This window comes from Chryseobacterium sp. StRB126 (assembly GCF_000829375.1).
Lineage (GTDB): Bacteria > Bacteroidota > Bacteroidia > Flavobacteriales > Weeksellaceae > Chryseobacterium.
This window is the reverse complement of the sequence record NZ_AP014624.1, coordinates 2440944-2467443: the sequence shown is the minus strand read 5'-3', so window position 1 is coordinate 2467443 and position 26500 is coordinate 2440944. Positions and strand designations below refer to the sequence as shown.

General features: G+C 36.8%; 23 protein-coding genes. 13 read left to right on the top strand and 10 right to left on the bottom strand.

Going from position 1 to position 26500, the window contains the following annotated elements:
• The first annotated feature begins 243 nt into the window (after window positions 1–243).
• From CHSO_RS11090 to CHSO_RS11050, 9 genes are all read left to right on the top strand, one after another.
• Entirely contained in the window at window positions 244–1125 is an 882-nt protein-coding gene (locus CHSO_RS11090) for a cupin-like domain-containing protein (protein WP_045495883.1), read from the top strand.
• An 87-nt stretch (window positions 1126–1212) separates the two neighbouring features.
• Complete coding sequence (locus CHSO_RS11085) at window positions 1213–1935, top strand: hypothetical protein (RefSeq protein WP_045495882.1); 723 nt, start codon at window positions 1213–1215, stop codon at window positions 1933–1935.
• A 344-nt stretch (window positions 1936–2279) separates the two neighbouring features.
• Window positions 2280–3113, top strand: a complete 834-nt coding sequence (locus tag CHSO_RS11080; RefSeq protein WP_045495881.1) for a sigma-70 family RNA polymerase sigma factor — start codon at window positions 2280–2282, stop codon at window positions 3111–3113.
• 45 nt (window positions 3114–3158) lie between these two features.
• Window positions 3159–3740 carry an FMN-dependent NADH-azoreductase gene (locus CHSO_RS11075; RefSeq protein ID WP_144428902.1) on the top strand — a complete coding sequence of 194 codons (582 nt, stop codon included), beginning with the start codon at window positions 3159–3161 and terminating at the stop codon, window positions 3738–3740.
• 2 nt (window positions 3741–3742) lie between these two features.
• The gene (locus CHSO_RS11070) at window positions 3743–4099 is read left to right on the top strand and encodes a nuclear transport factor 2 family protein (RefSeq protein ID WP_045495880.1); all 357 of its coding nucleotides are present in this window, start codon (window positions 3743–3745) and stop codon (window positions 4097–4099) included.
• Between the two features lie 159 nt (window positions 4100–4258).
• The gene (locus CHSO_RS11065) at window positions 4259–4642 is read left to right on the top strand and encodes a nuclear transport factor 2 family protein (RefSeq protein ID WP_045495878.1); all 384 of its coding nucleotides are present in this window, start codon (window positions 4259–4261) and stop codon (window positions 4640–4642) included.
• Between the two features lie 102 nt (window positions 4643–4744).
• Window positions 4745–5863 (top strand): DUF4236 domain-containing protein, encoded by a 1119-nt coding sequence (locus tag CHSO_RS11060; RefSeq protein ID WP_045495876.1) that lies wholly within the window; start codon window positions 4745–4747, stop codon window positions 5861–5863.
• A gap of 170 nt (window positions 5864–6033) precedes the next feature.
• Window positions 6034–8844 carry a TonB-dependent receptor gene (locus tag CHSO_RS11055; protein ID WP_045495874.1) on the top strand — a complete coding sequence of 937 codons (2811 nt, stop codon included), beginning with the start codon at window positions 6034–6036 and terminating at the stop codon, window positions 8842–8844.
• 4 nt (window positions 8845–8848) lie between these two features.
• Window positions 8849–9886, top strand: a complete 1038-nt coding sequence (locus CHSO_RS11050) for a phytase (RefSeq protein ID WP_084220966.1) — start codon at window positions 8849–8851, stop codon at window positions 9884–9886.
• A gap of 233 nt (window positions 9887–10119) precedes the next feature.
• On the opposite strand, the gene CHSO_RS11045 is transcribed toward CHSO_RS11050, so the two are convergent.
• Window positions 10120–12369, bottom strand: coding sequence for an ATP-binding cassette domain-containing protein (locus tag CHSO_RS11045; RefSeq protein ID WP_045495870.1), 2250 nt, complete (start codon window positions 12367–12369; stop codon window positions 10120–10122).
• Window positions 12370–12419: 50 nt separating this feature from the next.
• Here CHSO_RS11045 and CHSO_RS11040 point away from each other — a divergent pair, with 50 nt between their 5' ends.
• The 3 genes from CHSO_RS11040 to CHSO_RS11030 all read left to right on the top strand — a co-directional run bounded on the left by CHSO_RS11040 (window position 12420) and on the right by CHSO_RS11030 (window position 13970).
• The gene (locus tag CHSO_RS11040; RefSeq protein ID WP_045495868.1) at window positions 12420–12842 is read left to right on the top strand and encodes a MarR family winged helix-turn-helix transcriptional regulator; all 423 of its coding nucleotides are present in this window, start codon (window positions 12420–12422) and stop codon (window positions 12840–12842) included.
• Window positions 12843–12912: 70 nt separating this feature from the next.
• On the top strand, window positions 12913–13674 hold the full coding sequence (locus CHSO_RS11035; RefSeq protein WP_045495863.1) for a hypothetical protein: 762 nt from the start codon (window positions 12913–12915) through the stop codon (window positions 13672–13674).
• A gap of 17 nt (window positions 13675–13691) precedes the next feature.
• Window positions 13692–13970, top strand: coding sequence for a hypothetical protein (locus CHSO_RS11030; protein WP_045495861.1), 279 nt, complete (start codon window positions 13692–13694; stop codon window positions 13968–13970).
• A gap of 624 nt (window positions 13971–14594) precedes the next feature.
• Here CHSO_RS11030 and CHSO_RS11025 read toward each other — a convergent pair.
• The 8 genes from CHSO_RS11025 to CHSO_RS10990 all read right to left on the bottom strand — a co-directional run bounded on the left by CHSO_RS11025 (window position 14595) and on the right by CHSO_RS10990 (window position 24939).
• Window positions 14595–15317, bottom strand: coding sequence for a sterol desaturase family protein (locus CHSO_RS11025; RefSeq protein WP_045495859.1), 723 nt, complete (start codon window positions 15315–15317; stop codon window positions 14595–14597).
• Between the two features lie 143 nt (window positions 15318–15460).
• Window positions 15461–15730, bottom strand: a complete 270-nt coding sequence (locus tag CHSO_RS11020; RefSeq protein ID WP_045495856.1) for a hypothetical protein — start codon at window positions 15728–15730, stop codon at window positions 15461–15463.
• A gap of 39 nt (window positions 15731–15769) precedes the next feature.
• Complete coding sequence (locus CHSO_RS11015) at window positions 15770–17116, bottom strand: S41 family peptidase (RefSeq protein ID WP_052480568.1); 1347 nt, start codon at window positions 17114–17116, stop codon at window positions 15770–15772.
• Between the two features lie 6 nt (window positions 17117–17122).
• Complete coding sequence (locus tag CHSO_RS11010; protein ID WP_232509186.1) at window positions 17123–17863, bottom strand: hypothetical protein; 741 nt, start codon at window positions 17861–17863, stop codon at window positions 17123–17125.
• A 175-nt stretch (window positions 17864–18038) separates the two neighbouring features.
• Window positions 18039–18965 (bottom strand): T9SS-dependent choice-of-anchor J family protein, encoded by a 927-nt coding sequence (locus CHSO_RS11005; protein WP_045495855.1) that lies wholly within the window; start codon window positions 18963–18965, stop codon window positions 18039–18041.
• Window positions 18966–19043: 78 nt separating this feature from the next.
• Window positions 19044–20348 (bottom strand): hypothetical protein, encoded by a 1305-nt coding sequence (locus tag CHSO_RS11000; protein ID WP_045495854.1) that lies wholly within the window; start codon window positions 20346–20348, stop codon window positions 19044–19046.
• 309 nt (window positions 20349–20657) lie between these two features.
• Window positions 20658–23939 (bottom strand): TonB-dependent receptor, encoded by a 3282-nt coding sequence (locus CHSO_RS10995; RefSeq protein ID WP_052480567.1) that lies wholly within the window; start codon window positions 23937–23939, stop codon window positions 20658–20660.
• 55 nt (window positions 23940–23994) lie between these two features.
• Window positions 23995–24939 carry a FecR family protein gene (locus CHSO_RS10990; RefSeq protein WP_232509185.1) on the bottom strand — a complete coding sequence of 315 codons (945 nt, stop codon included), beginning with the start codon at window positions 24937–24939 and terminating at the stop codon, window positions 23995–23997.
• Between the two features lie 242 nt (window positions 24940–25181).
• Here CHSO_RS10990 and CHSO_RS10985 point away from each other — a divergent pair, with 242 nt between their 5' ends.
• Window positions 25182–25808 carry an RNA polymerase sigma factor gene (locus CHSO_RS10985; RefSeq protein ID WP_045495849.1) on the top strand — a complete coding sequence of 209 codons (627 nt, stop codon included), beginning with the start codon at window positions 25182–25184 and terminating at the stop codon, window positions 25806–25808.
• Window positions 25809–25845: 37 nt separating this feature from the next.
• Here CHSO_RS10985 and hxpB read toward each other — a convergent pair whose 3' ends face one another.
• Complete coding sequence (hxpB, locus tag CHSO_RS10980) at window positions 25846–26487, bottom strand: hexitol phosphatase HxpB (RefSeq protein ID WP_045495847.1); 642 nt, start codon at window positions 26485–26487, stop codon at window positions 25846–25848.
• Between the last annotated feature and the right edge of the window lie 13 nt (window positions 26488–26500).

The window sequence follows — 26500 nt, the reverse complement described above, 5'->3', positions numbered from 1 at the left end:
ACTTAACACCTTTGTCAATTCACTTTCATAAAGCTATAAACTATTATCTCACCATATCATACTATTTTTTCATGAAATTAAATATATTTCCACAGAAAACAGACAAATAACCCTATTAATAAATGCTTTACAAAAAATCATCCGTCTTGTTTTTTTATCTATTTATATTAATTCCAGATAAACGAAATTATTTTCACTTATTATCATAAATTATTAATACTTTAGCGGAATAATTTAAAACGAATGGGCATACTCCTTAAACCAATTGATATTGTAGATGACATTTCACAAGAAGATTTCCGTGAAAAATATCTTAAGCCTCGCAAGCCAGTGGTAATCAAAAACATGGCGAGAAATTGGCCTGCATATCAAAAATGGACAATGGAGTATATGAAAGAAGTAGTTGGTGATGTTGTTGTTCCTTTATACGACAGCGCTAAAGCTGATCCTGCAGCTCCCATCAACACTCCCACTACCAAAATGCCATTTGGTGAATACGTTGACCTGATCCAAAGGGAGCCTACAGATCTAAGAATCTTCTTTTTTGATCCTATCAAGTTTGCCCCTAAATTGTTGGATGATTATATCCCGCCCAAGAATCTGATGGGTGGATTTTTAGATAAATATCCAAGTATGTTCTTCGGAGGGAAAGGTTCGGTAACGTTCCTTCACTATGATATTGATATGCCTCATATCTTCCATACTCATTTCAACGGAAGAAAGCATGTTCTTCTCTTCGAATACAAGTGGAAAACCCGTTTGTATAAACTTCCCTATGCTACTTATGCACTGGAAGATTATGATATCTCTAACCCTGATTTTGAAAAATTTCCGGCGTTGGATGGTATTGAAGGAATAGAATGTTACCTTGAACATGGAGACACCCTGTTCATGCCTACCGGTTGGTGGCACTGGATGAAATATCTGGATGGATCTTTCTCTCTTTCTCTTCGTGCATGGGATAAAAGCTGGGCTGTAAAAGCACATTCTTTATGGAATCTTGCTGTTCAGCGTAATTTTGACAATTTCATGAAAGGCAGGTATAAAAAAAGATACATGGACTGGAAGGAAAAAAAATCTATTGAAAGAGCCAATATCGCTCTGAAGAAGGGACTTCCGAAATAAATTACATCTACATCACCGGTTTTATGCGAGCTGCAATTTAAAAATGATTAAATTGCATAGTGAACCCGTTCCCTTAATACCTCGCGTATGTTCGAAAAATTGATTGACAGTTTCGAGAAGCTATGTCTTCAGATTATCATTGAAATTTTACTGGTCCCGGTAACTATTTTTAGATTGTTTCAGGATCCCCGCCGTTGTTATGATCTGTCTGTTCATGAAATGGAGAAAGAAGAAACTGATCGATTTCACGACTACCTGTCCCCCATCAAGCTCTCTGTATATACTTCTGTTATTGTATCTGTTCTGTTAATGGATTATGGCGGGCAACATAATTTCCTATCGAAGATCAAGGGATTAAGTATGGTGGAAAAAGCCTTATTTATCTTCCTGACAAACAATTTTACGGCAGTAATATTCAGTGTTGTATTGTTATGGTATAAAAAGGAAAAAGTGAATACTGTAGCTTTCCGTACCTTACTTTTTTCTTTTATCTATACTACTGTTTATACTTCTACTCCTTTTTTTATCCTTATCTTTTCGGCGATGTTCCTAGGACAGACCATAGATGTACAATCCTATATTGACCATCTTGACAAAATTGCAAGCTCCGGAGCCTACAGTTCCAGAGATTACATCTTTTTTATTATTTTCTTTGTGTTTTTTGCCATAGGAATCATCGGTTTTTTTAAACTATTCAAAGCCCTTCATCATATTCTGAAAGAAAACTTCCGTTATCATCCTTATGTGGTATGGTTCTTTACCTTATTATTTTTTCTTATACAACTTTATTACGCGAAAGGTTTTGTATAGAAATACAATCTGAACTCAGAATAATCTATTTGTATTCCTGTCATTATATCATGCAATTTGTCATCATTAAAAAGGGAGTTATTAAGATTTAATGAGAACTATAACCTTTTTTATTGACACGTTACAGGCTATTCAGATTAATCCAGCACAATTATCAAAATTTTAACAATAATAACTTTCCCCTTCTATTTAACCACAGATGACACATATTTTTACAGATCATGAGGTATATCATGACGTAGCAAAGTAACTATTAAAGTTTAACGAGAAGATCTTTTATCTTTTATCTTTTATCTTTTATCTGTCACATTTTCTTCACTAAGTTTGTCTTAAAAAGAAATATCATGCAGGAAAATTACAACAGGCTGCTTACCTATGCTTATAATATTACCGGATCTTATGAAGATTCTCAGGATTTGGTACAGGATGTAATAGAAAAATATATTTCTTTGGATAAATCTGAGATCAGGAATGAGGCCAATTTTCTGATCAAAAGCACCATTAATCATGCGATTAATTTTAAAAACAGGCACAGTAAAAAAATGGTGTATGGGGAATGGCTTCCCGAACCTCTTTCTTTTGAAAATGCAGAAAATAAACTGATTAAAGAACAAACTGCCCGTTATACCCTGCTTGTTCTTTTAGAAAAACTGAATCCCAGAGAACGTGCAGTATATATTTTAAAAGAAGCTTTTGACTATTCTCATCAGGAAATTGCAGAAACCCTTGATATTTCAGTAGAAAACTCCCGAAAGCTGTTAAGCCGTGCAGGAAAGCAATTACAGGATATAAAATACAAACCGGACAGCTTCAATTCCTCTGTTCATACTGATATTCTTCAGCAATATCAACGGGCTCTAAGTGAAGGAGATGTTCCTAATATTGAAAAATTGCTTATTGATGAGATCAGGTTGTCTGCAGATGGTGGTAAACGTGTTCGTGTTATTAAGGCTATGGAAGTTGGAAAATCTGCTACAGCACAGCTTCTGGCTTATGTACAGCAACAGTTTTTAGGTAAAAAGCCTCATACTTTCCATATTTTTAATCATCAGCCGGCAATTTGCTTCTGGCAGGACGGCCGTATTTATAACTGTCACATCCTGGATATAGATTCTGAGGGAATGATCCGAGAAATTTATTCTATTGTAGATCCTGAAAAATTAAAAAGATTGCAATAATCTGTCACGTTTCAAAAGTGTGGTGTGTCTTTAAAGAAAAAAAGAATGAACACACTTCTAAGAATCGACAGCAGTTTAAGAACAGAGCAATCTTACTCACGAACATTAGGCGACTATTTTATTCAACAATGGAAAATAAAAAATCCTGATGGAATTATTATGGAAAGAGATGTTACCAGACAGCTTATTCCTCACATTACCCAACAGACCGTAAATGCTTTCTTCAGTGAAAATCCTGACACGGAAAGTATTCATCTATCTGACGAACTGATTGATGAATTATACCAATGTAACGAAATTCTGATTACCTGTCCCATGTACAATTATGGAATTCCTTCTTCATTAAAAGCCTACTTTGACAGCGTGATCAGAACCAAGAAAACGTTTACAGGAAATACATCTTTTAAAGGGTTGCTTGAAAATAAAAAGGCCTATATCATTTCTTCAATGGGCGGTATGAGTCCCGAAACACGAAACCCTCTGGAAAACCATCTGACCTTACTATTAAATCATATAGGAATTACTGACATCTGCTATTTCCCATTGAACGGCACTGTGGTAGATGAGATCAGCAATGCAGCGAAAATCGCTTTACAACAATCCGAAATTTTAAAACACCTCAATTAATTATGGAACAGATTAAACAGGCCATTGAACAATTTATTAAAGGTGGCGACAATAGTGATACAGCATTGTTGGAAAGTATTCTTCACAAAGATTATCAGAACATTCAGGATGTTTTTTTTGACAAAACGGGAATCTTCATTATTCCCAAATATGAATACATCGGCTTGGTACGTGATAAAACATTTGGTGGAAAGCCTCGGCAAATTACCTACCATTCTCTGGAGCAGAAAAATAATATCGCTTATGCACAGGTTTCTCTTGAGAGTTCAACATTACGGTTTTCGTCTCTCATTACCTGTGTAAATGAAAACGGAAAATGGCAGGTTATCACCAACATTCCCTCTATAGAAACTAAATAATTTAAAGGTTACAGATGCACGCATAAAAATACATGAGAAATTCATTCGTGAACCTGTGTCTACGAGAACCTGTAGGATTATTTTTTCAATAAACTGTTTACAAATGTTATCGTTTACTCCTCTATTTCATTTATAATTTTGTGTCATAACAATCCCCTTATGAAACAGATTATCCAACAGGTTTTCAGTAATATTTTAGAAAATCCTACATTTGATTTATCATTAATTGAAAAATATTTCTCGAAAGATTACATTCAGTTTGTAGATCATACCCAACTTAATTATGAAGAGTTCATTCTGCATATTCAGAAGCTGAAAGAAAAAGTTACTGAGCAAAAGATTGACATCCTTAATTACGCTGAAAATGGGAATACTATTTTTACCCATCATACTGCAAAATCAATATTGAAAGACGGAAGTATAGTACGGCATAAAGTACTGGCTGAATTCACCATTCAGGAAGGTAAGATTATACGATGTGATGAGCTGACTTTGCTCTTGGAAGGAGCCGATCACAGTAAGAATCTGGGGTCTGAAATTTGAAGACAGGTTTTACACAAAACCCTCCACTTACGGTTTCCCGTAAATAAATTATAGTATTGCTGGTTAATTTTGGCTCACAAAATAATCTAAAAAACAATAATCATGGCTTGGAGCTACAGAAAGAGAATCAAAATAATACCTGGTGTACACCTTAATTTTAGTAAAAGAGGAATATCTACTACTATTGGTGTAAAAGGAGCCAGTATTAACTTCGGCAAATCCGGAACAACTGTTAATACTAATGTTCTTGGATTTTCTACCCGTCATAAACTGTCCGGTTCTCCATCAAGACCTAAGCCAGTTTCATCTTATCCCGCGATTCCTGAAGCTCAACCTTACCTTTTAGAAGAAAATATTTTCAGTGCTGATATTCATGAAATTACAAGCCAAAACATGCAGGGCATTAAAGAAGCTATTATTTTAGCTCAGCAGCAGAAAAAAGATCTGAATTCTGATCTCAGAAAAATTACCCGGGCGCTTTCTGCTACAAAGGCAAAAAAAATTCTAAGCTATGTATTTCTTTATGGACTTATTAAGAAAGAAATTCCGCAAAATTCAGATCGTGATATCAAAACCCAGCAGGAAGCTATTAAGCAGACAAAAGAAATGATTGAGAAATGCTATGTAAATCTCGAAATTGATTTTGACAGTGATATTAAAAGAAAATTTGAAAAAGCATATGAATCTTTCAAAAAGCTTACTACTTCTCAGAAAATATGGGATATCACCAGTGCCCATTTTCAGGATAGAGTTGCAACGCGTTCTTCTGCAGGTACAATCGTGAGCAGAAGACAGGTTAATTTTGAATTGAGAGCTATTTCTTATATAAAGTCAGATTATCAAGCATTGTACATGAAAAATGCAAATGGAGCGGATATTTACATTTATCCTACTTTCATTGTCATGTATACCAACGAAACTAACTTTGCCATTATTGGAATTAATGAACTGAATTTTCAGCAAACTTACACCCGTTTCACAGAAACTTCAACGGTTCCCAGGGATTCCAAAATCATTGGCCAGACTTGGGCTAAGGTCAATAAAAATGGCACACGAGACAAAAGATTCAAAAGTAATTATCAGATCCCGGTAGTGCGTTATGGAAATATAAGACTTTCTACCCAAACGGGACTTCGGGAAGAATACGAATTCAGCAATTATGAACTCACAGAGGAATTTGGCAAAGCGTTCAGAGAATTTCAGTCAGAATTCAGATCTTAAACACCACGCTTAAAGAGCTGTTTGCGTAGACATATGGAAACAGCTTTTTAATCTGATCAGGATTTAAAATTCCTTTATTAACAAATCTTAAAACAACGTTAATTTTAACTTCAAAGCATATCCCAAACAGACGTTTAATTTTGTTGTGATTTTTATCTAATTACAAGAAAGTGAAGAAAATTTTTACATCTGTTTTATTTTGTGCTTCTATTTTTTTTTATGCACAAACCGGCACTCTTTCCGGAAACATTAATGACGACTCTAAAATTGCACTGCCGGGAGCTAAAATCTCCTTAAGTCCGGGTAATATCTATACAACATCCGATGAGCATGGAAATTTTGTATTTCTGAATGTTCCACCCGGAAATTACACCATGAAAGTAGATTATCTGGGGTATGGTACGCATCAGTATGATGTGATTATCGCGTCTGACAAAAATACCCAACAGAACATTATTTTCAATAAAAAGGAAACAAGTATTGGGGAAATTGTGGTTTCCGGAGCTACGTTGAAGAATCAGGCAAGAGCTTTAAACAAGCAAAAGAACAACTCCAACATCACGAATGTGATCTCTTCCGATCAAATCGGACGTTTTCCTGATGCCAATATCGGAGATGCCTTAAAACGTGTCCCTGGGATTACGATACAGAACGATCAGGGTGAAGCCAGAAATCTAATCATCAGAGGTCTTGCTCCCAATCTGAACTCTGTGACCTTAAATGGAGACAGGATTCCTTCTGCTGAAGGCGATAACCGAAATGTTCAGATGGACCTTATTCCTTCTGATATGATCTCTACCATTGAAGTTAATAAAACCCTTACTCCTGATATGGATGCCGATGCCATCGGTGGTTCAGTAAACCTGATTACCAGAGCTTCTCCTAACGGACAAAGGATCTCTGCAACATTGGCGGGCGGATACAATCCTATCCGTGAAAAGGGAAACTATACTGCAGGATTGGTCTATGGAAACCGTTTCCTGAATAAAAAACTAGGAGCTGTATTCAGTTTTTCCTATAACAACAATAATTTTGGTTCAGACAATATAGAACCCGTATGGAGCCAGGCCAATGATAGGGCTCAAACGGTTTATGTAAGTAAAATGGGCGTTCGTCACTATAATGAGCACCGCATCAGACATAGTTTTGATTTGAATATGGATTATGAATTTAATTCTAAAAACAAGATCTATGCTTCAGCCATGTATAATTTCAGAAATGATAAGGAAAACAGATTTGCATTAGGCTATAAAATAAAACCGGTTTACAATGCAGATGAATCTGAAATTATAGACTGGAAAGGCAGTATCACAAGGCAAAACAAAGGCGGAGATGCCGCTAATGACAATACCCGCCTTGAAAAGCAAAAAGTTCAAAATTACGCCTTAAGAGGAGAACATTTATTGGGCTCCAAAGTTGACCTCGATTGGTCTATGAATTATGCTATTGCAAGTGAAGACAAACCCCATCAGCGATATATAGAATTTGAGAACAGTAAAATGAACTTTTCTCCGGACCTTAGCAACCCAAGAACTCCTATGTTCAATCTTCTTGCAGCAGACAACCTGGGAAGCTATAAATTAAGCGATCTTTCTGATGCTAATAGCTATACTCAGGAAAAGGAATTTGGAGCTAAGGTGAATGTACGTTTTCCGTTTTCTGTAATTGATGGTCAAAAAGGAAGACTTCGTACCGGTGCAAGGCTTCGTTTGAAAGAGAAAGAAAGAGAGAATGACTTTTATGCATTTACACCTACGAGCAGCATGGGAAGCCTTCTGTCTGTGCCTACACAATATCTTGACGGACATAACTTTCAGCCAGGAAATTATGTTCCGGGGGCATTTGTTGATCCTGCCTATTTAGGTGGATTGGATCTGTTTAATCCTGCCTTATTCAATGGAAAATCCAAACCTTCAAAATTCCTTTCCAACAATTATAGCGCAAAAGAGCAAATCTATGCAGGATATATCCGTTGGGACCAGGATTTTAATGATAAACTCTCTATGATCGTAGGAGCTCGTGTAGAAACCACCAAAATTGATTATACCGGAAATTACGTTATGAATGAGAGTGATCTGGTGGGAAAAATCAATAATACCAATACCTACACCAATGTCCTTCCTAACCTGTCTTTTAAATATGTTCCGGTTCAGGATCTTGTCCTTCGTGCAGCATTTACCACTGCCCTTGCCCGCCCCAATTATTACTCGTTGGTACCTTATCTTAACGTTATTTCAGAAGACGAAATTGTTTCAGCGGGAAATCCTAACCTGAAAGCAACCTACGCTTACAATTTCGATTTCATGGCAGAAAAGTACTTTAAGTCTGTGGGAATTCTGTCCGGAGGTATTTTTTACAAAAACCTGAAAGACTTTATTTATACTTTTTCCCGCAGAAATTATACGGCTAATGATTTTGCCAACGATTTTGCAGGACAGTCCAATCCTATTCCTGCAGGAGAAAGCAACTGGAAGTTTACCCAACAGCGTAATGGTGATAATGTAGACATTTATGGTTTTGAAGTCGCTTTACAAAGACAATTGGATTTTATTCCTGGAGCATTCTGGAAAGGTATGGGAATTTACGTAAACTATACCTATACCCATTCAAAGGCTAAAGGAATTACGAATGAAGAAGGTACTGAAAGAACGGATGTAGGCTTTCCGGGAGCTGCTCCCCATATGTTCAACGGATCGCTTTCATGGGAAAACAAACGTTTTTCTGCCAGAGTTTCCATGAATTATGCTTCTCATTATATTGATGAACTGGGTGGTAAATCTTTTGATGACCGCTATTATGATAAACAGTTTTTCCTGGATGCCAATGCTTCCTATAAAATTACAAGCCAGCTAAGGTTTTTTGCAGAAGCCAATAATCTTACCAATCAGCCGTTAAGATATTACCAGGGTATTCCAAGCAGAACGGCACAGGCAGAATACTACAGACCCAGATTTACCCTAGGAGTGAAATTCGATTTTTAAGAACATGAAGAAGATAACATATTATATAGCGGCACTTGCAACTCTTCCTTTCGTGATGAGCTGCAAAGGGCAAAACCAATCAGCAGAAAAATTAAAACCAACTGTTATTACAGAAACCGTAGTGCATGATACCGATGATCCTGCCATATGGATCAATCCCAAAGATGCCTCAAAGAGTATCATCATCGGGACAGATAAAGATACTGATGGCGGATTGTATGTCTTTGATCTGAATGGTAAAATCACCCATAAAGCATTAGGGCTTAAACGTCCTAATAACGTGGATATTGAATATGGTTTTGTGTTAAATGGTAAAAAGACAGACATTGCAGCAGTTACAGAGCGCGAAACCAATAAAGTAAAGCTGTATTCTCTTCCTGAGCTGAAAGAGGTTGGCGAAATATCGGTATTCGAAGGAGAAACAGAACGTGGACCAATGGGAATTTCTATGTATAAAAAACCGGAAACAGGAAATATTTTTGTGATTGTTGGAAGAAAATCCGGACCAAAAAACGGTTATTTATGGCAATATAAGCTTTCGGAAAAGAACGGAAGTATCACTGGAGATGTTGTCCGCAAGTTTGGAAAATACAGCGGTTTAAAAGAGATAGAAAGTATCGCAGTGGACGATGAACTGGGATATATTTATTACTCTGATGAACAATTTGGCGTTCACCAATATTATGCAGATCCGGCAAAAGGAAATGAAGAGCTTCTTGTTTTCGGACAAGGAGATTTTACATCTGATGTAGAGGGTATATCCATCTATCCTACTTCCAAAAACAAAGGATATATTTTGGTTTCCGATCAACAGAATGATTCTTTTAATGTTTATCTGAGAGAAAACCCTGCCAAAGGAAAAATTGCTGCCATCCCTGTTTCTACTCTTGAAAGTGATGGTTCGGAAGTAACGAACGTAAATTTAGGTCCAAAATTTCCAAAAGGAGTCTTTGTAGCCATGAGTAACGGGAGAGTTTTTCATATGTATGACTGGAGGCTTATTGAGGAGAGAATTCAAACCGCTATAAAAACAAAACAGTGATTTTTTAAACACAAATAACACTAATTTTCTCACCAATAGCACAATGATTCTGCATCAGAATTAATGAATATCTGTGATTAAATTTTTGTTTAGATAATTACTCTAAACCATTAGGATTAATAAAGGTTTAAGAAGGATTAAGATAAGCTTCGCTTGAAGGTGGAAATATACTTAAAATCAAAAGATTTAATCTTCATTTTTCTTGTCCTCTTTAAAGTCTTAATGGTTTATTTTTATTCAATATGTTTTCTCAAAAATTCCGCAGTATAAGAGATGTTATTTTTCAATAATTTTTCAGGTGTTCCTTCAAACAGAACTTTTCCGCCAAATTTTCCGGCACCTGGACCGATATCAATAATCCAGTCAGCCTGAGCAATAATGTCCAGGTTGTGTTCTATAACAATTAATGTATTATTCTGGTCTACAAGATCATTAAAAAAAGACAGCAGCTTTTGAGTATCGCTTGGATGAAGCCCTGTACTTGGCTCATCCAGCACAATAATCTGATTCGTATTCTTCAGTTCTCTGGTGAGTTTCAAACGCTGCCTTTCGCCTCCGGAAAAACTATCCAGCCGTTGCCCTAATGTCAGATAATCCAGCCCCAGTTTTATCAGGAGATCAATGCTTTTGGCAATATTTTTATCTGTAAAAGAATCCTTTGCCTCTAATACCGTCATATTCATTACATCAACAATATTTTGATGATGATATTGATATTGAAGAACTTTCGGATCAAACCCGGAACCACCACATACTTCACATGGCTGTTCTATATCATCCATAAAAGCTAAATCTATCTTTTCCACTCCCAATCCCTTACAATTTTTACAGGCTCCTTCACTATTCCGGCTAAAAAGTTTTTCCGAAACATGATTACATTCTGAAAACAATTTTCGTACAGTATCAGAGAGGTTTAAATAGGTTAAAAGATTAGAGCGGTTACTTGCTGTAAACAAAGACTGGTCTATCACCGTTAAATCCTGATAAAATGCAGGCAGAACATGATTAATTAAAGTACTTTTTCCGGAACCCGCTACGCCGGTAACAACAGTCATAACCCCTACCGGGATATTGACACTTATATTTTTAAGGTTATGGAGATTAGCATTTCTGATCTCAAGATAACCTTTAGGCTTTCGGTACAAGCCTTTAATAGCAGTCTTTCTCTTAAAATAAGCCCCTGTTTTTCCTTTAGATTTTTTTAAATTGGTAAAATCGCCTTCATAAATTACCTCACCGCCATTTTTTCCTGAGCCCGGTCCCATATCTATGATCCAATCGGCCCTTTTGATAACATCCGGATCATGCTCCACTACCAAAACAGAGTTGCCTTTATCCTTGATCTGTTGTATCATGTGATTAATATTCTCAAGATCCTTAGGGTGTAAACCAATACTTGGTTCATCAAAGATATAGAGCAAGTCTACGAGACTATTTCCCAAACTTTTCACCATTTTTATCCGTTGAGATTCACCTCCTGAAAGTGTGTTGGTACTTCGCTCCAGTGTAAGATACTGTAAACCGATATTAATGATATTCTGCAGCTTTCCGGAAAGTTCTTTAATAATTACTTCATAAGCTTCTGATTCCAGACTGTTGATAAACTCCAATAGCTCATCAATGGAAAGCGCTGTACAGTCTGCTATATTTTTACCTTTGATCTTACAGCTCAAAATCTTTTCATTCAACCTTTTTCCCTGGCAGGATGGGCATTCCTTCGTGACCACCACATTACGCAAAGCATCTTTTCTTGTCAGGTTTTCTTTGGAATCTTTTTTTAGAAATGTTTTTTCAATTCGGGGAATAATTCCTTCATATTTTACAGTTTTCCCCCAATTTTCATCCGGATGTTTAGGTTTATGCTCTATTGCGTATAACAAAATGTCTAACTCCTGGGAAGTAAAATCTTTCAACTTTTTATCATTATCAAAATAGCCAGACTGTGTATATCTTGTTAAACGCCATCCTCCGGGCTGAAAGGTTGGAAACTGAATTGCTCCCTCATTTAAAGATTTTGTCTGATCGATAAGGGTTTTAATATCCACTGTCTGTACAAAACCCAACCCCTCGCATTCAGTACACATTCCCTGCGGGTTATTGAACGAAAACACATTGGAATACCCTACAAAAGGATGTCCCATTCTTGAAAACAAGAGCCTCAGAGAAGCATAAACATCTGCCGCGGTTCCTACTGTGGAACGTGCATTTCCGCCCAATCTCTTCTGATTGATGATAATAGGAACATTCAGGTTTTCAATTTTATCTACATCCGGGATTCCGTAATGCTGTAACCGATTCCTGATGAAACTGTTCTGTGTTTCATTAATCTGACGCTGTGCCTCTGCTCCTATGGTCTCAAATACCAGAGAAGATTTCCCAGAACCTGATACTCCCGTAAAAACAACGATCTTATATTTGGGTATTTGTATGGAAATATTTTTGAGATTATTCTGTCTTGCCTTTGTAATTTCTATGTTTTCCATTTTAAATCATTAACTTTGTTAAAAGTTAACTAAGTTAATCAATTTATTCCATGAAACCCATTGAAAAAAAATTTTTTGATACTTTTACCGATTTCCAATGCCTTATCCTTGCCCACATGAACAAGGGAGATATCAATGGTATAACAGCATCCCATTATAACATCATTGAATTTGTCTTGCGTAAAAAAGGATCAACAGGAAAAGAGATCGCTTCCGCCTTTAAAATCACTCCGGCAGCAGTTTCAAAGCAGCTGAAACCCCTTATCAACAATGATTTTATTACTCAGGAACAGGATGAGACAGATCGCAGAAAATTCATACTCTCTGCTACTGAAAAAGGAAAATTTGTAATTGAAAACTCTGAAACATTCCGAAAAAAAATTACCCGACAAACTATGGTGATACTTAGCCCGGCTGAACTTGAACAATTTAACAATCTGTTAAGCAAGGTCCTGAGTGAAATTAAACTTTAATCCTCTTGAATCCTTGTAATTAATTGTATTTTTGAACACACTAAATTATTAAAAAATTAATTTCAACTCTATGAGTGAACTGATTAAACTTTTCCCGGCTTATGAAGATGTATTTTATGAAGATCTGGAAAACCACAAAAAATACTTCCTCCCTATTTGCTCTTTTAACCTCCAACTGCTTGATCCTTCCAAAAATGAATGGCTTCATATTGTCTCTGTAAAGGAAATCTATGATGGCTGTGTAGGAGAAGAGCGTGAAGAGTATTATACTCAGTTTACGAAAGCAGATATGCTGGGCTTTGACATCATTGATGGCAAATATAAATTCGATGCCGACTGGAATTATTTCCAGACTTCTACAGAGATCATGCCTGAACAATATGGTGAGGAATTTTCTGAGCTGGAAATTGAATACAATATGAATGAAGCCATGTACCAGTTGAAGAAAGCCTATTTCAATAAGCATGGAAAACTGTATGATAAATACTCTTACAGACCTGGACTTACCGTAGATGATATCCGCAGACTGGAAAGACTTCGTCAGCTAACCGTTGAAGATCTTGAAAAAGATGAAGATTCTGAGTATATGGTTGAAAGAGCAGAAAAAAAATTACATGGTATCTTTGAAGAGCTTAATATTGAAAAAAAGAGCCTTGAAGACAGTGATTTTGGCGGCGAAAATCTCACGAACAAGCCAGCCCTGAATGATAAATTATTAGACTATATCGGCTGTATTGAAGGATATGATTTCCAGCAAAATGCGGCAGATCAGATTTTTTTATTCCATGATGATTCCATCAAAAAGGCAGTAATCTGCTTTGAATACACCTAAAATTTTATTCACTAAAAATGTCAAAAAAATATACTGAATGTTCTCTGCACGGGAAACAGGAAATAGGGTTGCTGTGTACCCATCTTGCCCATAGCCTTCTGGATAGAATTCCTGTGGGCTTTCATGAATTTGATGATGCTGACCTTGGCCGCCCTGATGCCTGGTGTAATACATGTGAAGCATCCCAGAAACAGATTGAAACAGATCAGGACCAGGAAGACTGGTTCACCAATTGTGATTATAAAATCCTTTGTGCAGCATGCTGGGATGAAGCCAAAGAATTGAATGAAAATTAGTAATGAAAATGGTTATTTCCAACGCAAAAGGCGCAAAGATTTCTTTCATAATAATGATATAAAGTTCGCAAGGGCGTTTCACTCAGTAATGAGCTGTCATCTTCTGATAAATAAAATATTCTATGTAGCTATGTGGTTAAGAACAATTTAAATTTCATCACATTAAGCACATAGAAAATACAATAGATTTTAAAAATATTCGTGTATTCGCGGCGATTAAAAATCTGCGTAATCGCCAAAATCTGCGAGACTTTTTTAGGTTGAAAAACGCAATGGCGCAAAGATTTATTTCATAGTAATGATATAAAGTTCGCAAGGGCGTTTCACTCAGCAATGAGCTGCCATCTTCTGATAAATAAAATATTCTATGTAGCTATGTGGTTAAGAACAATTTAAATTTCATCACATTAAGCACATAGAAAATACAATAGATTTTAAAAATATTCGTGTATTCGCGGCGGTTAAAAATCTGCGTAATCGCCAAAATCTGCGAGACTTTTTTAGGTTGAAAAACGCAATGGCGCAAAGAATTATTAATATCACCTGTTTGTAAGGCGCAAGAGAATCAAAGATTCTCAGCAAAATATGCGAAAGAATTTATCAGCTAAAAATGCCCCTACTCTCCTATTTATAGGTCCCAAATAGCCTGTCCCAGATAGAGGTATAAAACCCAAAATTCTTTGTTTCATCCAAATGATGCTGGTTATGAAACCTAGTGGTTCCCACCAAAAATCGGTCAAAACTGGCAGGAAAAAATTCCCGATTCAAATGCCCTACGGTTCCCCAAATAAGATTAATAAACAGATAAATAGATATGGAAATCGCAGAAAAATCATAACACATAAGCAAAACCAGCATCATAAGTCCAAAACCTATAGTTTCAAAAGGATGAAGAACAAAAAGGCTCAGATAATTGGTACTTACATGCTCATGGTGCTTTCCATGGATCATTTTATAGACAAAAGGTAAATGGGCGGCATAATGAAAGAAGTACATGAATAGATCCATGAAAAGAAGTAATGCTATAATTTCCAGGCCGATCCTCATACCTGATTGTGAATTGTCCAGCTCAATCCAGCCATCCTTCCACAAAAACACGCCTATCAGCATGACAAGACTGTTACAGATAACGGTAAAAAGGCTTAGATAAAAATCTGATGCAGAAACAGGATGATCTTTTTCCTGCAATAGACTTTTACGGCAGGTTTTATCAATGAAAACACACAATCCAATTGAAAATAAATACAGAAAAACATTGCTAATCAGGCTAAACACGATCCATTGTGGCCAGGAAAACTGCCAAAACATCTGTAAATAATCGGAAAGTACGGTCTCATTACCATTCATAAAAGCATCCTCTTTCAACTTGATCTTATAAATGTATGAATTTTGGAATAAAATAAGCAGAGAAAGCCGATGTTAAAGATCATCCGAAGATAATTGGCCATTCTTTAATTCAAAAAACAACCGCAAGTAAGAATTAAAATGCATTATTTCTGTCTCGTCTTTCTCTTAATTTCACGAAGCCTCACAGTTAGTTTCTTTCTCAGGTCGTTATGATAAGCTCTATATTTTTTGATGCTTTCTTCAAGGTTCTTTTTATTAATCAGGTATTCTTCATACAGATTGGCCAATTCAGCAATCTGTGTTGCCACATCGGATGAAGGGGTTTCAGAATCATCTGCGGCTTCTATCAGAAGGCGATAGTATTCTATACGACTGGTGAGGCTGGTGTGAAGTTTTGGTTCTATTCCCTGCATGGTTTTAATTTTTCTTTAATGGATCTGTTAAGTTAAATGTTATAAGTCTTTGCCAACGGCTATAGGCGGAACATCACTCTGATACAAGATCTTAACTTCCCCAGAAGATGTTTCATCGTTTACAGATTTAAAATAAGATCCGTTTAGCACGGAAGAAATAAGAGTTTCATTGCGATCACCTAAAGGCAACAAAGGCAATACAGCATATTCATTAACAGAAACTTGCGGCAAAATTCCGTTACTGTACTCTCCGGAGCCATTGGCATTATATACTTTATAAATTACCGGATGCATCTGCCAACGGATTTTTTGGGGCTTACGTCTGTCTTCTATCGTAAATCCTGCCATATCTTTTCCTAACGTAATATCTCCTACCTGAATAACCTGAAGATAGGGCTTCAGATTATTAATGACTATTTCCGCCGCAGAAGCGGTACTGTTTGAAGTCAGAATATACACTTTATTCAAGCCTAAAGCATTTGTACGTAAAGTATTAAAATCAAGAGCTTTCGGATCATAAGCGATCTGTTGAGAAAATGTTCTTTTTACTTCACCGCCGTTTTTATTTCCTTTAAACGTAATGAATGGAGAAACAGATGTTATTCCGGAAGGAATCAGAGAGCAAAGAGCTGCTGCTGCTGATACCGATCCACCGTAATTGTACCGGAGATCGAGGATCAGTTCCTGTACTCCGGCAGCTTTAAATTCGGCAAATTTCTGGCTGAGTTTCTGGGTCATTCCATCCGGGAAATCATAAATATACAGATAGCCTGCCTTCTTACCGTTTTTCTCGAATATTCTGGACAATAACGGCTGTTCAAAGGATAATCCATAATATACTTTAATCTCCTTTTCATCAGTAATGGCTCCATTATTCCAATTTCCTACAGTAAGATCCAAAACGGTGAGATCTTTCATAGCTGAAGTTATGGACTCTGCATTCCCTGCTGTTACTGTTTTCCCGTTAATTCTAGTAATAATCATTCCCCGTTCAAGACCGGCATTGAATGCCGGAGAATCTTTCAGAACCAATTTAATAACCGTTATCACTTCTCCGTTTGCCTGTTGGATAACAGTATAATCGAAACCATACATATTACGGATAGAACGTGGATAACTGGAAGGATCCTCAGTATTGACAATAAAGGAGAAACGATCCTGAGGGGCGAGCAGGCTTTTAAAAAAATCTTTTACAGGAAGGTGATAGTCCGGTTTAGACGGCATCTGATCTGCCCAATAATAATACCGTTTCAAACTATCCTGTACCCAAAGATTAACGGATTCTGTGCTTCCTTCAGGAAAAACAGGAGCATTATCATCATTATTCGCACATGAAATAAAAATGATAATAATGGCTATGAACTGAAATTTTAAAAATTTTCTCATCCCTGATTATAAATATTCTGCCACATCTACATCTCCTTTTACTACCCATACTCCATTTTCTGATTTTTCCTGAAGTACAATCATATTAGCACCCATATCCTGCTTTATTTTCACTTTAATGATTGCAGATCCAGCATAAGGTTCTGTAGTTCCCGGCTTGTACAGTTCAAGGTATACAGGTGCTGCTGTACCAAAGGAATTATATATCTTCACAGGCGTAAAGCTGTCTTTCCCGATATTATCAAATTCTGCCAGTACAACACCGTTTTCTCTTTTTAAAACTCCTTTTACATTTTTAAGGGATGATCCGGAAAACTCACCCAGATTCGGGAAAATAAATTCAAAACCTATCTTCCCCAGATTCACCTGTGGCTTGATAGCCTCGGCCTGCAGGAAAATTCCTGGAAGATTAAAGAAATATAACTTTTTAAAATCTTCTACATTATCATAAGTAATATTATACTGTACCACTTGTTTCCCAGTCTCATTATTATATATTGCCAGCCTGTTGGTCTCTCCCTGATCCAGAACAAACTGAAGCGTGGTTTCTATTTTATTGGTATAAGAGGTTTTCCCGTCAATAGATACAGGTTCTCCATTGAACCTCAGCTGAAGTACATCAGGTTTAGAAAATCCTTTGATATTCACTTCTCCGGGTTTTTGTGCCACATCATATCTCTCCATCACAGTATTGTCTGTACAGGAAAATAATAGGATACATAATAGCAGTGCAAAGATCTTATTCATCTTTTATATTATTTTGAACTTAAAAATATTGCCCCGCTTATTGTGCAGGGCAATACACAATTATAAAAAACTAGTTGGATATGTTCTGGACAGCTTCTTTTTTCAAAAGTGCTATCCATTATGATGTATTAAAATGTCATGTTTTGTTTCATGGTCGGTTTTAAAAACAAAATGTTTATTTTTTAATAAAGCTTAAACGTTCTGTAGCCTTTCCATCAGTTACTTCCACTATATATACTCCTTCTGATAAATTCGCTATATTGATTGATTTTGAATACTGAGTGGCAAGAACTTTCTGTCCTGCTGCATTATAAAGATAAACTGTTGTCTTATTTTCTTTTAGTGCAGGGTTAAGCTTTAGCTGTAAGTACTCTTTTGCCGGGTTTTCTGCAATTTTCGTCAGATTTTCTTTCTTTTTTACATCCTTTGTGCTCAAGGTATTTGATGTGGCATAAATAGCCATTTCATCAATATTGATATTCATGATATTATTCCCACTGGCATTTCTGTTGGCCCACATACCAATATAAATTTTCTTTCCTGCAAAAGCTGAAAGATCTACAAGACTTTCTACAAACTGAGTAAGATCTGCCGGAAAAGGATTTAACGAAGAACCCACCTGTATTTTATAGGGACTCTGAAGATAATTTCCTGATCCGTCTACCGTCATCGCCTGGAAATCGGCTAAAACAGGAACTTGTTTTTGAGGGGTACTTACATAGATATAAAGATCTCTGCTCACAATAGTATGGGAAGCTCTCTGTCTTCCAATAGAAGAAGTAAGTTGAATTGTTCCTGATGCACTTGTAAGATCGATCTCAGGAGAAATAATCCAGTCATCTTCAGTCCCGAATCCTGCTGCACTTCCGGTCGGAACCAGGTTTGTTGAATGTCTTAAAACACCGGCACTTCCATAGGTTAAAGAAGTACCATTATGATAAATATTGGCTCCTTGAATCCACCCGTTGTTATTAGCATTCAGATCATGGAATGTCCATCCCTGAAGATCAGCGGGAGTATCAAAAGTATTTCCCCATACCAGAGTTTGTGCTGTAGCCAGCTGAGATAAAAACAGAACAGATGATAAAATTATTTTTTTCATGATACTGATTATTAAGATTTTTTTAAAGAAAAAGAAAGCAAGGAATGGGTATAAGCCGTTCCCTGCTTTTATAGTTTGTTAGTTTACAATGGCAAAATTGTATTTTGTCCAAGCTCCCTGGAATCCACCACAGTTTCTTGGAGATACATTCCAGCTTCCTTCGTTAAAGAATGGCTGGTTCATTCCCCATAATGCAGCTGTACTTCCTGTAAGAAGGTTAGCCGTTGGGATTCCTGCCGTACCATTTCCTGTAACAGAAGTTGTAAATCCGTGTACCTGAATTGAAGCTAAGTTTGAAAGTGAAGAAAGCTCAGATCCAGTATTTTCTACTTTAATTCCTACAGGATATCCTGTTACTACAGCATTGTTTAAAGTTAATTTACCATGTCTTCTGATATGGATACCGTTTTCGTAAGCAGCTCCTTGTCCAGCAGCTCCGAATTTAGCTCCAATAATAGTAAGGTTATTGATAACAGGGTTTGTGATTAATGCAGTAGATGTACCTGTAGCATTGTTATCAAGCTCAATACCGTTAGAGTCAGGGCTTCCTCCGCTTACTGTGTGCGATGAATTGTAATCAGCTAAAGAAAGAGCACATGTAATAGTTCCTGTATATCCGTTGTCAAAGTCGAAATTATCATCTTCTGCAGCAAAAGAAATAAGATTGGAAGCATTTACTGTTCCTCCGAAAAATTCAAAAGAATCATCCTGTCCGTAAGATACCTGGATATGATCTAAAGTAGTTCCACTTCCTACACCAGCTAAAGTCAAAGCATTAACTTCGTTTCCGGAATTAGCTCCTACGAAATCATATCCTGCAAATTCGATACGCACATATTTCATGATCCCTGCATTATGTCCGGAAGTTGTTCCACCAAAATAAAATTCAGGATTATTCGTAGGAAGACCCTCTACAGTTGTTGTAAAAGGTACATTGGTAGGCGCATCTCCCAAAAGAATTACCCCTCCGAAATCTCCCGGAGTAGCTGTAGTATCTTCATTTCCATCTAAAAGTCTGTAGCTTGTAAAAACAATAGGCTGAGATTCAGTTCCTGTAGCATTGATTTTTCCTGTTTTCGTAATAACAAGGATTCCCGAACCTTCCCCTATTGCATTAGGTTTTGCTTTGATGAAGGTTCCAGGCTGGATCGTAAGGGTTGCTCCGTCTTTAACGGCTACCGTACCGTCAATTTCAATGACTCCGCTCCACGTTGTATTGGAAGTAATAGGTCCACTCACTTTGGTAACAGGAAGTGCAGAAGCTGTAAGATATTCAGCTGAAGTAGATTTCATTTCAAAAGGAGTGGAAGAATCTGCTAAATGATCGTTCTGACAAGCTGTAAGAGATAATGCAGCAGCTGCAATTAGAGTTAATCTTTTCATTGTTATAATTTTTGATAGATCCGGTTATTTATTTTGATGACCGGAAGTTTTTAATATTCAGAAATATCCGCCTCTATATTTCTGCGATTTGGTTATTGTTTACCTCCTACAGACCATGAGGAGCTGAGCTGTATGAGTTCCCTATTGAGCCGCTATTTTCCGGGAAAAGGCCATAGCGTTCGGTTTTTGATTGATCCGGTACTGCTGTGCGCATCATCAGTATTATTCCGAAGCTTTTTTCAGGTTTCCGAAACCTGTACACTTCTATATAGAGAGCTCTTTTATCTTTACAAAAGTTCAAATAAACTTTTAAAATGTATAGTTGACACTTAACCCGAATATTCTTCCACTGTAAGCACGAAATACAATCTTATCAATATCTTTATCATATTTAGTGGTAGCACCGGGTACAAGCTCCTGCAATTCTCTGGCAGTCTTATTCCCTGTATTGTCAGTATATCCTAGATAAGAGTTGAAGTTGTTATAATATTCCTTTACCCTGTTGAACATATTCCTTATATTCAGCTTCAGTTCCAAATTCCTGTTTTTTAAGAATTTATATGAGATCTGTGCATCAGCTACAGCATAAGGACGTTGGATTTCTTCTCCGTTATAAGCATATCCTACAGTAATATACTGATCCCCTTTAGCATTATATAAAAAGCTGAATCCTAATCTTTCTCCATCATATATTAATCCTACATTATAAGCGTAAGGAGTTTGCCCATAAAGAGGTCTGTCTACTTCATAGGTGGCATCTTGATCTGTTGTTTTTGCTTTATCTTTAAAGGCTGTCACTTTTGTAATATTATAGGTGAAATTTCCATTGATGAAGAGCTTTTCCAGGAAAGGATTGGCTGCAATGAAGCCCAGATTTTTCCTAACTTCTGCTTCAAATCCTTTCAATTTTGCATTTTTAGAATTTCCGTTGTAGAGCTGTAAATTTCCTTCGCCGGTAATGTATCCTTCTCTTTCAATAGGTCTATCAATATCTTTGTAATACAACCCTGCTGAAAATATTTCCCCTAATCCCGGAAACCACTCAAATTTAAAATCGTAATTATTAACTGTAGACGATACCATATGGGTATTGAATATCTGCCCATTAGCAATCGGATCAAAATAAGGCAATCCGGTTCGTTCGTTAAACTGGGGACGAATTACAGTCTTACTGTAGGCTAATCTCAGATTTATTTTATTGGTGGGACTATAAGTAAAATTGGCTGAAGGCATCCATTGCCATGGCTTATCATCTATGCCCGTTTTGGGGAAATTATTGGAGTCTCTGGATTCCATTTGCTGAGAAACAAGGTCATATTGAAAATATTCTGCACGTAATCCCCAGACTAACCTGAATTTATTTTTCCAGCGGTTGTCAAACATCACATACATAGCATGCTGCTCAACTTCTCCTTCATATTTACCATCAACATACAATGGCCTGGTCTCCCATCCTATTCCCCCGGGTGCATAATGAGAGCCATCAAACCAGCTGGCAAGAGATCCGTACATTTCCAAAAAGTCAGGGTTCGGAACTATCCTTTTTCCATCTACTCTCAATAAAAATTTCTGCTGTTGATTGGTATTGGATTTTGAAGCTCCGGCATATCCTATTTTAATATCATTTTTAAAATTTTCTTTGTCGAAATTCCATTTAAAAGAAGCTCCATAATTATAATCTGTTTCTTTGCTGGCAATGAATCCTCTTGCAAAATCACTTGCAGAATTATTGGCTACATGATAATTCAGGATCTCACGTCCTATAAATTTATATAAAGTATTGTATTGGGTATAATCCTTAGTATCTGATGAAACTCCTGTTCTGGCAGCAAACCAGTTAGCTTCCATATTTCCGAACTTATGATTACCTTCCAGCTTATTCTGTAAAAACATCTGATAAACAGGATAAACTGTATTATTTGTAAAAGGTTTGTCTAAAGACGCTATTTTTGACGGATCATTATTGGGAACTATTCCATGATAGAAATAATTGTACGAAGCTTCTGCCGCTTCGGCTGAACCACTTCCACTGGTATACTCATCCCACCCTGTAATTCTTGTTAGGGTATTATCATAGATATGGGTATACGAATTACGGAATGAAAATCTGTTCCGGCCTAACTGCAACCCAAAATTCAACATTCCGGCCACCGTAGAATTATAATTATAGGAAGCTCCTGAATTTTTAAAATTATAAAAAGGCATTTTACCATTGCTATCAAAAGCAGTCCCTGTTGTATCCTGCCAGTTGCCCCTTCCTGTATGATCGATATCAAGTTTATTCTGTTCGTTCCTCATAATAAATGCTCCGGCAAAGCCCCATTTGTTATTATTTTTAAGAGCGTAAGTTCTTCCCAAGGCAAGCTGCAAATTAGAACCCATATCTCCTCTTGTCTTGTAATTTGTGAAGTTGTCATTTTTAAACTGGCTGGATTGTTCAAAAAACATCGGATTGGTCCAGTTCATAGCCTGAAGACCCTGTGGAAAATCTCTTGTTCCGTCATCGTACCCGAAATAATCATATTTTCCACGCTTGCGGGTCAGGAATTCTTTAAAAGCAGACTGATCGTTATAAGAAGTTCCCATACTTACAGTGGTAAAATTTTCGTTGGGAATATCTTTGGTTCTTACCTCTACAAAACCTCCTGCAAAACTGGCATTCATATCCGGTGTTGCCGTTTTACTTACAACAACACTTTCCACCATTGATGTAGGAATAATATCGAAAGAGAAATTCTGATTGTAGGCTTCCGTACTCGGCAGGTTGATTCCATCCATTGCTGCAGTATTCCATCTTTCTCCCATAGATCTTACGACTACATATTTATTATCTATAGTGGTAATTCCGGTTACTCTTTTCAAAGTTCCACCCACATCATTATCAGGGGTTTTAGAAATCTGTTCGGCAGAAATTCCGTCACTCATCTGGGCTGCTTTTTTCTGCTGAGCCAATAATCCCGCTTGGGTATCGGCTTTACGGGTTGCTGTAACCACTACTTCTTTAATATCTGTAATTTTGTCAGACGCTCTGTTTAATGCAAATGAAACCGTATTTGTTTCTTTATTGATGACTGATAGTTTTTCAACCCGAAGCGTATTATATTTAGGCGCTTTCACCATCATATTATAAAGTCCCGAAGGAAGATCCAGAGAGAAATCTCCATTATTATCTGTTACCGTTGTTTTCCCTGCAATATTCACCTCTGCTCCTGCAACTGGATTTCCCACTTCATCCACTATTTTCCCTGATATACGCCCGTTTCCCGGTACAGAACTAACAGATCCTTCATATTTTATTGAAATAAGATCTCCCTGTAAACGATATACTACAGGAAGTCCATTGGTAATATCTTTCAGGCAACTATTGATCGTAGAATTTTCACATTTTATCCCTTTTACCTTCAGCTCTTTGATATCAAATTTTGAATAGGCCAGTCTCATCCCTGTTTTTCCGGCAAACTCTTCTAAAACTTCAATTAATGGTCTGCTTGCTGGAACAGAAAATGACACTTTCTGAACCAATTCCTGTGCTTCTGCTGCAACAGTAAAAAATAAGGCTGCTATGGTAAAACCACATTTCAAACTTTTCATACGTAAGTGTTCTCTTTTCATTAAGATTATCTGATTATTTGTTTTTTGATCGTTATTATTTCAGGATGTAGGCATTATCGTTTTTCTGAACTTCAAACCCCAGGATAAAGGCTAATGCTTCTATATTTTCGCTCACAGTTCCTCCTGTAAAATCTGCTGTAATCTTTTTGTCTTCAGCTTCTTTCGGATAATGAATTTTTGTACCATAATTGCCTTCCAGCACTGTAATCACTTCTTTTAGAGAAACATCGTTAAAACTTAAAGACAATAACTTAGGATGCTGCTTTCCTGAAACTCCATCGGGAGCAAATGAAATAATAGCTGTTGTACGGGCAACCCCCAGATTCGTCCATTTCTGATTGGGTTTCAGATAAGAAACAGGTACTCCCGCTGAAGATACGGCCACTTTTCCTTCATAAAGATCTACTGCTTTTTTCTTCCCGGATTGGGAAACTTTAAATACCGTTCCCAATACTTTCGTACTGAAACCCTCAGCATGAACAATAAAAGGATGAGTTTTAGATTTGGCTATGGAAAAAATAGCATCTCCTTTTAAATTGACTACTCTGGTAGAGGCAGGAAATGATTTTGCTACCGTAAGTTCTGCTCCGGGTAATAAGGTTACTACAGATCCGTCTTCCAGATGAACGGTCCTGTTTTCCAATACAGCAAGATAAACATCCGGCTTAATGAATGTATGATAAGTGAAAACTCCGCCCAATGTCAAAAGCAAAATAATGACAGCGGCAATTTTATAGACATTCTTCTGAAACCTATTTCTGTATTCTGCTTTTTCATAAGGAACGAAATAATGCTCCAAGCCACTCAGCACTCTTTTTTTAGATTCCTGCAGATGAACTTCATCCAGATCTTTTTCTGCAAGAGTCTGCCATTTCTTTAAAATTTCCTTTTCTTTTTCAGAGATCTTTTCCTCTGAAACTTCACGTGTCCAGAGTCTGAAAACAAAGGCCTCGATATTTTTATAATTAAAACGTTTCATAAAATATTTCATAGTATTCACCGATACTTCTATCAATAAGACTATGAAAATGAGAAACTTCCCCAACGCATTTTTAACATTCAGTTCATATTCATATCACCGTCTTGAGATTTTTCAATCTATTTTACATTTATTAAACATTAAATTCACAATTAAGGGATATTCATCAGAAATATTTAACCTTACCATAATTAAAGTTCACAAAAAGTTAATTTTCCTTTAGGTAATTTTGTTGCAGTAATATGAGCCTAACAGATTCTACTTTATTAAAGAAAATAAAATCAGGTGACAGACCTGCATTTATGCTGATGTATGACCGGTACTGGGATAGTTTGTACCGTTTCGTTTTTGTGCGGACAAAGGATAAGGAAGTTTCCGAAGAACTGCTTCAGAATTTATGGATAAAGATCCTTGAGAATACAGAGATGATACAAACGGATGAATCAGGAAGTGCAAAAGGCTATCTGCTTCGGCATCTGCATTACCGGATTCTGGATTACTACAACAGCTTTAAAAAAATACCTCCAACATTGAGTATTGATGAATTTGATATCCCTGCAGAAATAGATGCATCAGACACTGAGTATTTTGAAATTCTGGAAGAAAATGAAATCAGTGCTTTATTATCCATGATTGATAAAGTGGTTTCACAGCTTCCCCCCACCGAACAACAGGTGTATGAAATGAGAATCCGAAGAAATATGTCTGTTCAGGAAACGGCAGAAGAACTGGGGATAAGCAACAAAACTGTAAGCAACAAACTGAGTAAGGCTCTGGGGGAAATCCGAGAACAGCTCAATCCGGATTATCAATCTTCCAAAAAATTAATTTCTATTCTGATGCTGATGGAAATTCTTACGAAATATTGATTGTAAGGAAGAAAATGAAAGTAAATATTCTACCCATTTAGAAGGCAGGCAGCTGAGCTGATTCAAAATTCAGGATTTTATAATCTGCATGCTCAAAGTTTATGATTTCAACATTATTGGTAAAAACAACAGTTTTCATCCCGGCAGCTTTAGCCGCTTTCAATCCGGAATGGCTGTCTTCAATGGCAATACAATATTCAGGCGGGATTCCCAATTGCCGGGCAGAACTAAGATATACAGCAGGATAAGGTTTGCCCTGCTCTTCAAATTCGGAGGAGTGAACAGTATCAAAATAATCCCGAACCTGAAGCTTTTCAAGAACAGCATCGGCAACACGTAAAGGAGCGTTCGTAGCCAGCCCTATCTTATATTCTTTACTTTTAATATCCTTAATAAATTCCTGAATTCCGGACATGGTACAGTCCTCAGATCGGATGAGCTCAATAACTCTGGAGACTACTTCCTGTTCCAAAGTAGGTACATCAAGGTTTTCCCAAGGAAATCGCCCATACCAGAACTCTGTTACCTGTTTCGTAGTCATATATTTCGTCTGTGCAGCCAGCTCATCTGTGATCTGAACTCCATAGGATGAAAATACTTCCCGTTCTGCTTTTGCCCAGAAACCTTCTGAGTCCACAAGAACTCCGTCCATATCAAAAATTACTGCCTTTAGAGCCATATTGAAAATAAAT